The organism is Micromonospora sp. NPDC023956, assembly GCF_040639195.1.
Taxonomy (GTDB): domain Bacteria; phylum Actinomycetota; class Actinomycetes; order Mycobacteriales; family Micromonosporaceae; genus Micromonospora.
In genome coordinates this window covers 57,540-70,552 of record NZ_JBEZZN010000009.1, presented here as the reverse complement: position 1 = coordinate 70,552, position 13,013 = coordinate 57,540, and the positions used below count along the sequence as shown (strand labels likewise).

Annotated in this window: 15 protein-coding genes; all 15 read left to right on the top strand. The window is 68.8% G+C overall.

The genetic code is table 11. From position 1 onward, the window contains the following. The first annotated feature begins 24 nt into the window (after nucleotides 1–24). The 15 genes from AB0F58_RS18670 to AB0F58_RS18600 all read left to right on the top strand — a co-directional run bounded on the left by AB0F58_RS18670 (nucleotide 25) and on the right by AB0F58_RS18600 (nucleotide 13,002). Nucleotides 25–2,982, top strand: coding sequence for an ADP-ribosyltransferase (locus AB0F58_RS18670; protein ID WP_357144003.1), 2,958 nt, complete (start codon nucleotides 25–27; stop codon nucleotides 2,980–2,982). Between the two features lie 84 nt (nucleotides 2,983–3,066). Further along, nucleotides 3,067–3,375, top strand: a complete 309-nt coding sequence (locus tag AB0F58_RS18665) for a hypothetical protein (RefSeq protein ID WP_357144000.1) — start codon at nucleotides 3,067–3,069, stop codon at nucleotides 3,373–3,375. Nucleotides 3,376–3,555: 180 nt separating this feature from the next. After that, entirely contained in the window at nucleotides 3,556–4,083 is a 528-nt protein-coding gene (locus AB0F58_RS18660) for a hypothetical protein (RefSeq protein WP_357143997.1), read from the top strand. Nucleotides 4,084–4,106: 23 nt separating this feature from the next. Continuing rightward, on the top strand, nucleotides 4,107–5,027 hold the full coding sequence (locus tag AB0F58_RS18655; RefSeq protein WP_357143994.1) for a P22 phage major capsid protein family protein: 921 nt from the start codon (nucleotides 4,107–4,109) through the stop codon (nucleotides 5,025–5,027). Nucleotides 5,028–5,042: 15 nt separating this feature from the next. Continuing rightward, nucleotides 5,043–5,480, top strand: a complete 438-nt coding sequence (locus tag AB0F58_RS18650; protein ID WP_357143991.1) for a hypothetical protein — start codon at nucleotides 5,043–5,045, stop codon at nucleotides 5,478–5,480. A gap of 2 nt (nucleotides 5,481–5,482) precedes the next feature. Then, nucleotides 5,483–5,749, top strand: a complete 267-nt coding sequence (locus tag AB0F58_RS18645; RefSeq protein WP_357143988.1) for a hypothetical protein — start codon at nucleotides 5,483–5,485, stop codon at nucleotides 5,747–5,749. Between the two features lie 3 nt (nucleotides 5,750–5,752). After that, entirely contained in the window at nucleotides 5,753–6,052 is a 300-nt protein-coding gene (locus AB0F58_RS18640) for a hypothetical protein (protein ID WP_357143985.1), read from the top strand. Next, entirely contained in the window at nucleotides 6,049–6,435 is a 387-nt protein-coding gene (locus AB0F58_RS18635; RefSeq protein WP_357143982.1) for a hypothetical protein, read from the top strand. Before AB0F58_RS18640 ends, AB0F58_RS18635 begins: the two co-directional genes overlap by 4 nt. Before the next feature lie 12 nt (nucleotides 6,436–6,447). Further along, entirely contained in the window at nucleotides 6,448–6,993 is a 546-nt protein-coding gene (locus AB0F58_RS18630) for a hypothetical protein (RefSeq protein WP_357143979.1), read from the top strand. Between the two features lie 98 nt (nucleotides 6,994–7,091). Then, nucleotides 7,092–7,367: a hypothetical protein gene (locus AB0F58_RS18625; RefSeq protein WP_357143975.1), complete on the top strand. Its 276-nt coding sequence runs from the start codon at nucleotides 7,092–7,094 to the stop codon at nucleotides 7,365–7,367. After that, a complete protein-coding gene (locus AB0F58_RS18620; protein WP_357143972.1) occupies nucleotides 7,274–7,753 on the top strand; it encodes a hypothetical protein in 480 nt (159 codons plus the stop codon). The genes AB0F58_RS18625 and AB0F58_RS18620 overlap by 94 nt, the downstream gene beginning before the upstream one ends. After that, a complete protein-coding gene (locus AB0F58_RS18615; protein WP_357143969.1) occupies nucleotides 7,750–10,008 on the top strand; it encodes a hypothetical protein in 2,259 nt (752 codons plus the stop codon). The genes AB0F58_RS18620 and AB0F58_RS18615 overlap by 4 nt, the downstream gene beginning before the upstream one ends. Beyond that, entirely contained in the window at nucleotides 10,009–10,959 is a 951-nt protein-coding gene (locus AB0F58_RS18610; RefSeq protein ID WP_357143966.1) for a hypothetical protein, read from the top strand. Then, entirely contained in the window at nucleotides 10,956–12,104 is a 1,149-nt protein-coding gene (locus AB0F58_RS18605; protein ID WP_357143962.1) for a siphovirus ReqiPepy6 Gp37-like family protein, read from the top strand. Before AB0F58_RS18610 ends, AB0F58_RS18605 begins: the two co-directional genes overlap by 4 nt. 1 nt (nucleotide 12,105) lies before the next feature. Next, nucleotides 12,106–13,002 (top strand): hypothetical protein, encoded by an 897-nt coding sequence (locus AB0F58_RS18600; protein WP_357143958.1) that lies wholly within the window; start codon nucleotides 12,106–12,108, stop codon nucleotides 13,000–13,002. Nucleotides 13,003–13,013 lie beyond the last annotated feature (11 nt).

Here is a 13,013-nt window from a genome sequence, read left to right as displayed (position 1 = left end):
GCCCACCGCGTAAGGAGTCACACCGTGGCCGCCGTCCTCGCTACGCACGCCCTGGCCGAGTCCTACCGGACCGCACAGGCGAAGATCGCGAGCGAGGCGGCGTCCAAGGTCGCCCTCGCGTTTAAGACGCTCCTGAACCCGTCCGACCTGACCGGCTCGTTTCCCCTGTACGCCCAGGCCGCGACGGTCGCCATCAACGACGCCCGGAAGGCCGCCGCCGACGCGGGCGGGGCGTTCTACCTCGCGCACCGCAAGGCCGCCGGGGTGCTGGGCGCAATGCCGGAGATCGCCTGGACGGGCGCCGTCGACCCGGCCGCCTCCGCGACGTCCCTCCTCGTTACCGGCCCGGTCGCGGTCAAGCGCGCCCTGACGATGGGAGCCACGCTCCCTCAAGCCCTCGCGACGGCCGAGGTAAAGACCGTCGGGGCCGCGTACCGGCACGCCGCGAACGCCGGCCGGGGAACGATCAAGGGCACCATTCACCGCGACAAGAAGGCCCTCGGCTGGGCGCGCGTGAGCGACGGCCGCCCTTGCTACTTCTGCGCGATGCTCGCCTCGCGGGGCGCCGTCTACAAGTCGGCGACCACCGCCGGCATGACCGACGACGGCGACCCCTATCACGACAATTGCGGGTGCTTCGTCGTCCCCGTTTACACGCGCGACGACCCGATCCCCGGCCTCGGCCCCGAGCTTGAGGCGCTCTGGGCGGACGTCCAGAAGCGAAAGAAGAAGGGCGTCCCGCCGGCCCTCGCGTGGCGCCGGGCGTACGACGAGAAATACCCCGAGGGGACGAACCCCTCCCAGAAGATCGCCGACGCCCAGCTCGCCGCCGCGAAGGCCGAGGCCGCGAAGAACGCCGGCCGCGCCGAGGAGATCGCCCTCCGCGACGCCGCCATCGTCGAGCACGATGCCGACCGGGCCGCGCGGGCCGCCGCGAAGGCTGCCGAGGAGGCCGAGAGGATCGCCCAGGCCGAGGCCGAGGGGATGACACACCCCAAGCCGAAGCCGGAGAACCTGACGTACGTCAAGCCGGCCGGGGGCTCGCACGGCGCCGCGATCTACGAGGACACGACGACCGGCCAGAAGTGGATCTTTAAGTCACAGGTCGACGTCGGCGTAGCCATCGACACCGCTACGGCGAAGCTCGCGAAGCTCCTCGGCAAGCCGGCCGCCGACACCTACGCCTTCACGCTGCCCGACCGCAGCGGCTACGGCCAGGTGAGCGGCACCCTTCAGGCGATGCTCCCCGGCGGGGACGCGTTCCCCGGTCCGGACTGGGAGAGGGTCGACCCCGAGAAGCTCTCCGCAGACGACCTCCTCGCGCTGCAAAAGGAGCACGTCCTCGATTGGCTTTTCGCCAACCACGACGCGCACAAGGCCAACTTCGTCCGCGACGCCGACGGCCAGCTCGCCGGCATCGACAAGGGCCAAGCGCTGAAGTTCTTCGGTCGCGACCGGCTTGACTGGGAGTTCTTCCCCAACGAGCACGAGCCGATCTACAACACGATTTACCGGGCCTTCTACGAAGGAAAGAACGTCGCCCTTCAGGACCCGGCAGAAGGCGAGCTTGCCGTCTTCATTCAGTCGGTAATGGCCTTCGACGACAACGAGCTGAAGGCCCTCTTCCGGCCGTACGCCGAGGCCGCCGCCGCTCGCGGGTGGCTCCTCACGGGCTCGCACTGGAAGCCGGCCGCCCTGGAGCCGCTCACCCTGCCGGGTAACGACGTGGACGCCTTCCTCGACGCCCTCGTCCAGCGAAAGAACAGCCTCGCCGACGACTTCGCCAACCTCTACAAGCGAGCCAACGCGGAGCGCCTCCTCAAGGAGGCCGCCGAGAAGGAGGCCGCCGAGAAGGCCGCGAAGCTCGCGAAGCTGGAGAAGAAGTGGAAGGGGAAGCCGAAGCCGCAGCCCCCGACGGAGCCGCAGCCCCCGCAGGTTGACGGCCCCCGGTTCTTTGACGGGTGGCTTGAGAAGGTCAAGGCCCGGTACGCGGGCTTCTCCGGCGGTAAGAAGCTGGAGGACTCCCACAACTGGCCGCTTGTCCAGCGGGTTATCGAGGAGCACGACCTCACCGCCCTGGAGTCCCTCCACACGAAGAAATACGTCGATTGGGACCTCTACCAGGAGGCCGCCGACCTATTCGGCGACGTCGAGGAAGCCAAGCTCAACGCGCTGTCGGACGCGGATTACCTGAAGGCTCTCCGCTCGTTCAAAAACCTCACGACGCGCTACAAGCGGTATCTCGCCGAATGGCGCGAGGTCAACGGAGTAACGGTCGACCTGCGCGGAATGGTCGACGGCGTCGCCCGGCACGCGAATTTCGAGGAGGGTCACGAGTACGCGCTCCCGCGTATCGCGGTCCCGACCGGGAAGCGCCGGGCCGCCCTAACCGAGTACACCGGCAATAGCTACCGGCCGTGGAACAGCACCCTTCGATCGAACAATTCCCACGACGCCCCCTCGGGGACGTGGGAGCAATGGACGAAGGACGCCGACGAGGGCTTCTCGCCGATCCCCGAGGACATGATCGTTCACCGGGCGACGGACTTCGGCGAGTTCGCGCTCCCCGACGGGACGCGGACGGCCAGCCTTCCGCCGCCGGACCCGCGCACGCTGATCGGGACGGTACAGACGCAGCCCGGCTACATGTCGACGTCCGTCGGCCACCGGGGCGCGTTCTACCACGCCGGAGAGGTCCAGATGGTGATTCGGCTTCCCGCCGGTCACCGGGCCGCCTACGTCCAGCCCTACTCCCAGTTCCGGCACGAGATGGAGCTACTCGTCCAGCGGCAATCGAGCCTCTTCATTCACGACGTCTACCGCGACGCGGTCAACGGGAAGTGGATCGTCGAGTGTGAAGTCCTGCCGACCGACGCGGACCCGGCGAGCTTCGAGGGCTTGACCCCGATGCCCGCGCCGGGGCCGAAGGTGCCTCCGGCGCCGTTCTCCGGCGAGTACGGCTCGCTCCCCTTCGGCCACTGACGAGCGCGTGACTGGACCCCGGCCGACTAGACTAGGGAGCCCAGCGAAGGAGTGCCCTTGCCCTACCGACCGTCGCCTATGGGGATGGAGTACGCCCCCAAGGCGTACCCGACGCATGACTACACCGGCCAGGGCGTGATCTACACGATCCGCCTCGGCGACGAGGTCGTAGGCTTCCTGTCCCGCAAGGTCGACGACTGGAGCGCCCTCGGCTTCCTCCCGAGGCCCGGCCTGTCCCCTGACGCGGACACCGTTCGCCTCATGGTCTACGAGATCCTCGCCCGGTACGCCGCCGAGGACCGCCCCCTCGTCGATGCCTTCGCGAAGGTGCTCGACTCGACCAAGCACGACGCGCCAGTAACGGCGCGACTGGACGGCCTACGCGGCGACTAGCCCCGCGTCGCCCGCCACGTAACACCCCCTGAGAGGCCCTCAGAGCGACTGACGCTCTGGGGGCCTTCTCTGTACCTGCCCCCGATGCGTAAGGCGCTCCACGCGCCTCCTACGGGGGGTAGGCGCCACCCCTGCGCGGACAGGTGCCGCGCGCCCTCTCGTCCCAGGAGGACACCCCCCATGTCGGAGAACCCGACCACCACGCCCGCGACCGACCCCGCCGCCAACGGCGGTGCGACCGGGGGCGACCCCAGCACGACCCCGCCCGCCCCGTCGGACAAGGCGCCGAAGTGGGAAGGCGACTTCGACCCGGACAAGGCCGCGCGCCTCGTCGCCAACCTGCGCGACGAGCTGGCCGCCGTGAAGGGCCGACTGAAGACCCGCGAGGACGCCGAAAAGAGCGACCTCCAGAAGGCCCAGGAGCGCGCCGAGAAGCTCGCCGCCGACCTGAAGGCCGAGCGCCAGAAGGACGCCGCGAAGTCCCACAAGCTGCCGGCGTCGCTCGCGAAGCACCTGACCGGCGAGACGGCCGAGGAGATCGCGGCGAGCGCGAAGGCCCTTGCCGACGAGCTGGGCCTCGCCCAGACCGAGGCCGAGCCCCTTCCCGGCCGTCCGAAGCCGCGTCTGCGCCCCGGCCACGCGGCGCCCGGCGACACCTCCGGCGCCTTCGACCCGGCCGCCGTCATCAAGGCCGCTCGCGGCTACTGACCTCCGAAAGGACCCCCTAACCCATGCCGCACAACTTCGTCATCCCTGAGCAGGTGCTCAGCACGGCGCTGACGCTGCTCCGCGACGACCTGATGATCGCCGCGACCATGAACCGCGACTTCGAGGACAACTTCGGCGGGGGCAAGGGCACGGTCGTCAACGTCCGTATCCCGGCGACCCTGAAGGCCCGGCGCCGGGCGCTGAGTGAGGCCGGTACCCAGATCACCACCGACTCGCTGAGCGAGAACACCGTCCCGGTGACCCTGACCGACATGATCTACAGCGCGGTCGACATCACCGACGAGGATCTCTCCCTGTCGATCGAGGACTTCACCCGACAGGTGACCATGCCCCAGGTCACCGCGCTCGTCGAGGACATCGAAGACACCGCCGTGGCGCGTCTCCAGAGCGTCGCGGAGACGCTGACCATCCCCTACGACGCCGCGAACCCGGTCCCGACCTTCACGAAGGCCCGGAAGATGTTGCGCGACCTCGGCCTCCCGGCTCGTGGCATGTGGGCCGCCGTGGGCACCGGCGTGTACGCCGAGCTGCTCGACGCGAAGGCGATCACGGACGCGAGCGAGTCCGGCTCCACCGAGGCGCTCCGTAGCGCCAACGTCGGCAACGTCCGGGGCTTCAACACCGTGGAGTGCAACAGGCTCGCGGACGGGGAGATCGTCTTCTACGGGCGCGACAGCTTCACCCTGGCGATCCGGGCGCCGCGCGTGCCGGACGGCGTCGCCTTCGGCTCGACCCGGTCCGAGGCGGGCTTCGCGATGCGGTGGATCAAGGATTACGACAAGGACATCCTGTCGGACCGCTCGATCTTCTCGACCTTCATCGGCTGCCAGAAGATCGACCTGCCGCGCATGAACCCGACCACGAAGGCCGTCGAGATGGTCACCCCGGCCATCCGCGTCCTGACCTCCACCACCCCGGCCTGACCGTAGGAGGTCCCCGTGAGTCTGCCCCCGCTCGCCACCGTCGCGGACATGGAGAAGCGCCTCGGCCTCGTGCCGGGGTCGCTCTCCGGCGCCGACCTCGCGCGGGCGGGGGCGGCTCTGGAGGACGTCTCGGCCCTCGTCCGCCTGGAGGCGGGCGCCGACTGGGTCGCCGAGGACGGCGCCACGATCACGGCCCCGCCGGCCGTCGTGACCGTCGTCCTCGCGGCGGCCCTGCGCGGCTACCGCAACCCGGACGGCTTCCAGGGCGAGACGGTCGGCCCGTACTCCTACCAGTACGCCCAGGGCGCGACGTCGGCGTACCTCACGGCCCAGGAGCTACGGCTCATCCGGGCCGCGTCGGGTAATTCCGCGGCCTCCGTTTACACGCTTCGCACGCCTTCGGCTTACAGCGAACCGACGCGCTCGCCGAGCGGTATCTACCTGGAGCTTTAGCCGTGCGCTACCCCGACGAGGTCACCGTCCTACGCCCTGCCGGCGCCGACGAGTACGGCAACCCCGGCACCTCCTGGGCCGCCCCCGAGGAGATCCTCGCCGTCGGCTTCCTGACCGGCGATGAGTGCCTCATGCCGCCCGACGCGGACGTCCAGAAGGGCGACCGCCTCCGCGTCGGAGGCCGCCTCTACGACGTCCAGGGCGAGCCCGACGTCATCCGGTCGCCCAGTCGATCCGTTCTCACGCTCGTCAAGGTCAAGAGGAGGTAACCCGTGGCCGGCGTCCGTATCCGCCTGGACCGCAAGGGTATGGCCGCGATGCTGAAGTCGGCCCCGGTCGCCGCCGTCATGGCCGAGCTGGGCGCCGACGTGTCCACGGCCGTCGAGGCTCACCAATCGATCCGCCGACACAAGATGCCCGTCATTCACGGCGCCCACGTCACCGACCGTGCCGCGCACACCGTGACCGTCGCGCACGCGGGCGGCCTGGCCGTCGAAGCGAAGTACGGCGCCCTGATCGACGCCGCCCGCACGGTCGGCCTGGACGTCAACCCGCGCGAGGAGGCCGAGTGAGCTTCCCCGACGCCCAGCTCGTCACGCTGGCCGCTCTCCGCGATCGGGCCGCCGACGAGGCGACCTACGGCACGAAGTTCCCCGACGAGTACCCCGAGGGCGAGGCCCCTGCCCTGCCCTACGTGGTCGTCCGCGCCGGCCCGACCTCGCTGCGGTGGCCGGTGCTGGCCGTCGCGACGATGCGCCTCACGGCCTACGCCGACACCGAGGCCGAGGCCGTCGACCTCGCGTGGCGCCTCGCGCGCGTTCTCCTGGACTGCCCCGGTAACGCCGCCCTCCGCAGCTTCGGCGCCGACTTCGGCCCGGTCCCCGCGAGCGATCCCGACACAGGGGCTCCCCTCTGTTCATTCACCGTCGCAGCGCGTCTGCGGCCCACCCCGTAAAGGAGCGACCGCATGGCGGGCGACCCGACTAAGGCGTCCATCTGGGAGGGCGCCGACATCTTCATCAACGAGACGGTAGGCGCCGAGGGCCCGATCGACCTCACAACCCCGTGGGCCTCCGGCTGGGACGTCGCCGGCCTCCTGGACGGCGAAGAGGGCCTCAACTGGGAGCGCGACGAGGACTCCAACGAGTTCTATGCGTGGGGCGGCATCCTCGTGAAGAAGACGAAGAGCAAGCACAAGCGCACGGTCGAATTCGTCGCGCTGGAGGACAACGAGGTGACCTTCCTCCTCGTCAACCCCGGCAGCACCCGCACCGTCGCGGGCGGCGTGACCACCTCCGTTGTGAAGGTCCCGACCAACCGCGAGTTCGCCCTCGGCGTCGAGCTGCGCGACGGAGACAAGCGCGTTCGCCGGATCGTCAAGCGGGCGACCGTGGACGAGGTCGGGGAGATCAAGGACAGCGAGACGGAGCTGACCGTCTACACGATCAAGGTCGTCCTCTACCCCGAGGCCGACGGCACCCTCTTCACCGAGCTTTCCGGCACGGTCGCGTAAGGCGGCACACGCACTAGGCCCCGAGGTCGTCCCGCGCAGAGGCGGCCTCGGGGCTTCTTTCTGCGCTCTCTGCGCTCGACTCCTGGAGGAGCAACCCGATGGCTACCGCCCGCAAGTCCGCCGCCGCCCGCGCCGAGGTCGCCGGCACCCCGACCGAGTTCGCCTACGACGGCGTCGTTTACACGGTCGCCCCGTCGCGTGACTGGGATCTCGACGCCCTGGAGGCATTCGAGGAGGGTCACATCGCCTCGGCCGTGCGCCTCATCCTCGGCGCCGAGCAGTGGAAGACCTTCCGGTCGAAGCCTCGCACCGTCGGCGACCTCAACGACCTCTTCACCGAGGCCCAGAAGGCCGCCGGTATCGAGGGAAACTGACGACGCTCGTCGCCCTCCTCCGCGATCACTACGACGCCGTAGAGGCCGACCTCCGTCGCTTCTACGGCGTCGATCTCGCGGACCTCTGGGCCGGCGAGCTTTCGCTCCGGCGACTGAGTGCCTACGTCGCCAACCTCCCGGCCGAGTCGGCCACCTGGGCCGCCGAGCACGGCGTCGCCCAGGGCCTCACCCCGACCGACCTCCTCCTCGCCGACATCTTCCACGCGCTTGCCGGCGAGCCGCACCCCATCAAGCCCCGCACCACCGAGGCGACGTCATCGGCCGCGAAGACCCGGCATGAGGCGCTCGCCGCGAAGCTGCGCGCCCAGCGCGCCCGCCTCGCCCGAGAAGCCCAGCAAGCCCAGGAGGGAGGGGCCGCCGCATGAGCAACGTCGGCTACGCGTCGCTTCAGATCATGCCGAGCGCGAAGAACTTCCGCCGGCATCTCCAGAAGGAGACGGAGGCGCCCCTCCTGGCCTGGGCCAAGGAGGCCGGCGAGGCCATCGGCGACGCCATCGGGAAGGCCGTCGGGCCGCCCGTCGTGGACGGCCTCCGGCAGGCCATCACCGAGGGCGTCGACCGGGCCGCCGAGGACGGCGCGCGGACCCTCGGCGAGAAGCTCACCGAGCCGATCGGCGACCGCGTCCGCGAGAGCGTCGGCGACGGCATCCGCGAAGGCGCCGACGACGGCGCCGAGCACACCGAGCGCGCCGTCGGCCGTGGCCTACGCGAGGCGCTCCGCGACGGGTTCCGGCGCGGCTTCTCGGACTTCTTCAGCACCGCCCAGGGCCAAGGCGCCCGTATGCGGAAGTCCCTTGCCCTGGGCGTCGCCGGGGGCCTGATCAAAGGCGCAAAGGAAGGATTCGAGGCCCTCATGGAGGGCCTGAAGGACTTCGGCCAGCAAGCGAACAAGGTGCTTGGCAGCATCGCGCAGACCGGCCTATCCGCAGTAAGCGGCCTCATCACGACCGGCGCAACCACCGTCGCAACGGGCGGCCTGAATCTCCTCGTCGGCGCCCTCCTGGCCGTGGCCGCCGCCGTTCCAATGGTTATCGCCGGCTTCCTCGCCCTGGCCCCGGTGGTCGCCCTCGTCGGCGGCCTCGTCGGCTCGCTCTTCACGATTCTTGTCGGCGGCGTCGCGTCCGTCGGAATGTTCGCATTGGCCTTCAGGGGCCTCGGCGACGCATTCCGCGAGATCACCGAGGAGGGCAAGCTCTCCCGCGAGACGCTCAAGAAGCTACACCCCGAGGCGGCGAAGTTCGTCCAGGCTTTCGGCAAGCTGCGTAAGCCCTTCCGCGAATTGTCGAAGTACGTACAGGGCGCCTTTTTCGACAAGCTCGATAAGTCGCTGAAGTCGCTCGCAACGAAGTGGCTTCCCGTGCTGGAGCCGATGCTCGGCAACCTCGCCGGCAGCTTTAACACGCTCGCGAAGCGCATCATGAACGCACTCGGCAAGCCCGATTTCATCGAAAACATTCGGTACGCCGTCGCCGGTTTCGGTACGTTCATCGACGAAATCGGTAAGGGCCTTGAGCCCTTCATCGGCGCAATCGGAAAGATCGCGCGGGCCGCAGTCCCCTTCCTTGAGGCAATGGGCCGAGGGATCGGCGGGCTCCTGGAGAAGTTCTCCGCGTGGATCGCTAAGGCCGAGCAGTCCGGCGCCCTGACGACGTTCTTCGAGGACGCCGTCCAGGTGCTACGCGACATCTGGGCCATCGGCGGCCTTGTCGTCGGCATCATCGGCGAGCTGATCGACACCTTTTTCCCCGCCTCGAAGCGGGCCGGAGATTCGTTCTTCGGCGGTGTCCGGAACATTCTCGCCGATATCAAGGCGTGGCTCGCGGACCCCGAGAACAAGGCGAAGATCCAGGAATTCATGGTCAAGCTCGGCGACTTCGTCAAGAAGGCCGTCGAAGAGTGGATTCCCGCCATGCTCCGAATGGTGCAGCGAGTCGGCGAGTGGATTAAGAAGATCGAGGAATGGGGCGCGAAGTGGGACGCCTTCCGCGCGAAGGTGTCCGCGATTTGGACCGCCGTGAAGACGGTAGTTACCGCCGCCGTCGCGTCAGTGCTTCAGAAGCTCGCCTCGATCAAGGGCGGTATCGACCGCGTGATCGGGTTCTTCGGCGAGCTGCGCTCCGGCGCCGCTCGACAGTTCTCCGCACTCCTCGCCCTCGTCTCGTCCCTGCCGGGCCAGATCGTGCGCGCTCTGGGCAACGTCGGCGGCCTCCTCGTCAGTGCCGGTAGCGACCTCGTCGGCGGCTTCATCCGAGGCATGGCGAGCCGCTTCGGCGACGTCCTCGCCGAGGGCCGGCGCCTCGCAGCGGGCGCGATCAACTCCGTAAAGGGCGCCCTCGGGATCAACTCCCCGAGCCGCGTCTTTATGGAGATCGGCGGGTGGACGGCCGAAGGAATGGCCCTGGGCGTCGAGCGCGGGCAGGACCGCGTCACGAAGGCCGTTAACGCAATGGTTCGTATTCCGGACTCCGCGACCTCCCGGCCGGCAACGTCCTACAGCGCGTCCGCGAGCGCCCCCGGAAAGACGGAATACCACCTTCACGAATCGCGGGCGACCATCGCGCAGCTTCAGGCCCTCCAGGTCCAGCAAGCGATCATCGCCCGCGTTGGGAGAGCGGTCTAAATGCCAATCATCATCCGGTCAGGGCCGGCGACCCCGCCGCCGGTTCTGCCCGATCTCCCGCCCAGCTATTCGGAGCCGATGCGGGAATGGGACACGCGCCGGCCTCAAGCCGTTTACATCGCGCCGGACGGCACCGAATGGCCGCTTTCCGCGCCGGAGCTTGGGTGGGCGACTATCGACGACGTGAGCGGCCTCGGCGCCGCTCCGGTTGACCTCATCACCGACCCCCATCCCCGCTACGGCGAGCGAGTTCGGCACGTCCAGGCGCAATCGCGCGTCATCACCTGGCCGCTCGGCGTCTGGGGAGAGTCCCACCTCGAATTCCTGGGCCGGTGGCGCAGCCTGGGCCGTGCCTTCGCCATGACGCGTCGGCGCGGCCCCGGCCGGCTCCGGATCATCCGCCCGGACGGCACGGCGCGCGAGATCCTCGTCTATTTCCAAGGGGGCTTTGAGGGCGTCCCTGGAATGGGCTTTACCGAGGACGTCGCGGTCGTCTCGCTCTTCTGCGAGGACCCCTACTTCCGCGCCGTCGAGCCGCTCTCCCTTCGGTATGGAACGCCGACCTCACGGCTCTTCCTAAACCCCTTCCCGTCGATCTCGTCGGGGCGGGTGCTGGGCGACGTGATGGCGACGAACCCCGGCGAAACGGAGGCGTGGCCGGAATGGGTGCTCACCGGCCCGATGGACAGTTTCACGGCGCTTAGCCGGACCCTGAATCAATCCTTCACGCTCACCTACCCGCTTGCGGCTGGGCAGACCATCCGCATTACGACCGACCCCCCGACCGTGCGGGGGCCGTCCGGTCAGCCTCTCACCTACGCGCTTTCGTGGCCCGGTTCCGTTCTGTGGCCGCTTGAGCCGGGCCTAAACGACGTCAGGTTTACGGCCGCCGGGAGCGAGGCGGGCACTTCGGTTGAGCTTAACTACTGGCCGCGATTCGAGAGCGCATGATCACTCTCCTAACCACCGACCGAAACCTAAATGTCGTCGGCGACCCGATCACCCGCTACACGGATATCGACATCACCCTTCGGTGGAACGAGCCGGATAGCGGCACGGTGACCGTCCCGGCCGACGGCGTCTCCGTCGCCCAGCTCGCCCCCGGAAACCGCCTCGTCGTCATTCGCGATGGGGCGGTTTTCACTGCCGGTCCGATCGAGTCGCCCGGCGCGCTGAGCTGGTCGGCCGCCGGGAGCGACGTCGGGGCCGGCACGATCACGCTCGCCTTCGCCTCCGATCTCGCCTCGATCGTGGGCGAGGTCGTCTACCCGGACCCGGCCAACCCGATCACAGCGCAGACCGCCGCGCGGAGGTCGTTCACCGCGACCAACGCCGAAACGGTGCTCCGGACGCTCGTACGGGAGAACGTCGGCACGCTAGCACTCACGGCCCGGCGTATCCCCGGCCTCCTCGTCGCGAACGCGACCGGCGTCGGCTCCGACGTGTCGGCAAGCTTCCGGCTCGACTACCTCGGCGACGCACTTCGGTCTGTCGCTTTGGCGGGCGGGGGCCTGGGCTTCCGCGTCGACACGTCGGCGGATGGCTCGTCGATCATCTTCCGCGTCTACGAGCCGCGCGACCTCTCCGCACAGGTCCGCTTCTCGCGGGGCCTGGGAAACCTCACGGCCTACACCTACACCCCCGCCGCCCCGACATGCACGGTCGCAATCGTCGGCGACGTCGGCGAGGGCGTCGACCGGAACTTCTCCGAGTTCGTCGCCGAGGCCGCGTCGACCTGGGGCCGAATGGTAACCGTCCTCGATCAGCGCAACGCCGAAAACCCCGACGAGATCGTCCAGGCCGCGATGGAGGCACTCGCCCAGGGCGCCGAGGCTGCGCAGTTTACGGCGAGCACCATCGACACCCCGACGCAGCGTTTCGGCACGCATTACGGGATGGGCGACCGCGTCTCCGTCGAGCTGGACGACGGCGTAGCGCTTACCGATGTCGTTCGGTCCGTGCATTTGAAGGCCACGCCACGGGAGGGCGAGGTCGTCACTTCCACCATTGGCACGCAGAGCGTGACAACCGACCCCCATTGGGTGCGGCTGTTCCGCGACCTCGCCCGTCGTCTTGGGCGTCTGGAGGCAATCTGATATGGCCCAGGAGTCACCCCTTAGCGCCACGGGTGCCCTCACCGAAGCGCAATACGAGAGGCTGGCCGCTCCGCACACTCCGGACGGCATTGTCGGTCACCCCAACGACGCCCCGCCGGTCGTCCTCTCCGGCGGACAGGTACGAGTGGTCGCGGGCCTTTCCGGCCTCCTTCGCGGTTTCCCCTGGGGAAGCGGCGACGCCGATACCGTTTACACGCCCAGCCTCGCGGGTGCAGCCCGGACCGACCTCGTTGTCCTGCGCCTCTACCGCGATCAGGGCTACAAGGTCGAGACGGCCATCCGCACGGGCACGCCCGGCCAGGGTGCCCCGGCGCCAGCCACGGGCACCGGCCCGACGGATTGGTACGAGATACCGATCGCCGAATACGACGTGGCAAATGGCGCCTTCGGCGCACTGCGGCGGCGTTGCTGGTATGTCGGCGATGACGGCCAAATCCTGTGCAAGGCCGACACCCGGCCCCCGCACAACCCCGGCCGGCGTATCCGCGAGGTCGACACGAACCGTTCGTACGAATCCAACGGCTCGTCGTGGATCATCCTTCTCGACGACACGGGATGGGTGAACCTGTCGCCCCTTTCCGGGTGGTCAACGAGCCCGACCGGAAAGGTGCGAGTGCGCCGGATTAACCGGATCTCGTACCTGACGCTGGACCTGTTCCGGACCGGACCTTCCATTTCGTCGGGAGTGTTCGCCGTCGCCACTCTTCCCGTCGGGTTCCCTCCCGAGGAAAACGTCCTCGCGGTCGGAACGGTCAACACCTACGGCGGCACCTGCCGTTTCGGAATTCTGGCAAACCGAAGCATCAATATCGAGTATTACTCGCCGATCGCTACCGGCCGCGCCATTTCCATTCAGACGTCCTGGCCTGCGGCCTAATAGGAGCAATA

Bases quoted from the DNA above. Each gene is read 5' to 3' on its own strand.
- AB0F58_RS18600 (WP_357143958.1), top strand. From the start codon at position 12,106: ATGGCCCAGGAGTCACCCCTTAGCGCCACGGGTGCCCTCACCGAAGCG.
- AB0F58_RS18665 (WP_357144000.1), top strand. From the start codon at position 3,067: ATGGAGTACGCCCCCAAGGCGTACCCGACGCATGACTACACCGGCCAG.
- AB0F58_RS18605 (WP_357143962.1), top strand. From the start codon at position 10,956: ATGATCACTCTCCTAACCACCGACCGAAACCTAAATGTCGTCGGCGAC.
- AB0F58_RS18625 (WP_357143975.1), top strand. From the start codon at position 7,092: ATGGCTACCGCCCGCAAGTCCGCCGCCGCCCGCGCCGAGGTCGCCGGC.
- AB0F58_RS18660 (WP_357143997.1), top strand. From the start codon at position 3,556: ATGTCGGAGAACCCGACCACCACGCCCGCGACCGACCCCGCCGCCAAC.
- AB0F58_RS18630 (WP_357143979.1), top strand. From the start codon at position 6,448: ATGGCGGGCGACCCGACTAAGGCGTCCATCTGGGAGGGCGCCGACATC.
- AB0F58_RS18615 (WP_357143969.1), top strand. From the start codon at position 7,750: ATGAGCAACGTCGGCTACGCGTCGCTTCAGATCATGCCGAGCGCGAAG.
- AB0F58_RS18610 (WP_357143966.1), top strand. From the start codon at position 10,009: ATGCCAATCATCATCCGGTCAGGGCCGGCGACCCCGCCGCCGGTTCTG.
- AB0F58_RS18655 (WP_357143994.1), top strand. From the start codon at position 4,107: ATGCCGCACAACTTCGTCATCCCTGAGCAGGTGCTCAGCACGGCGCTG.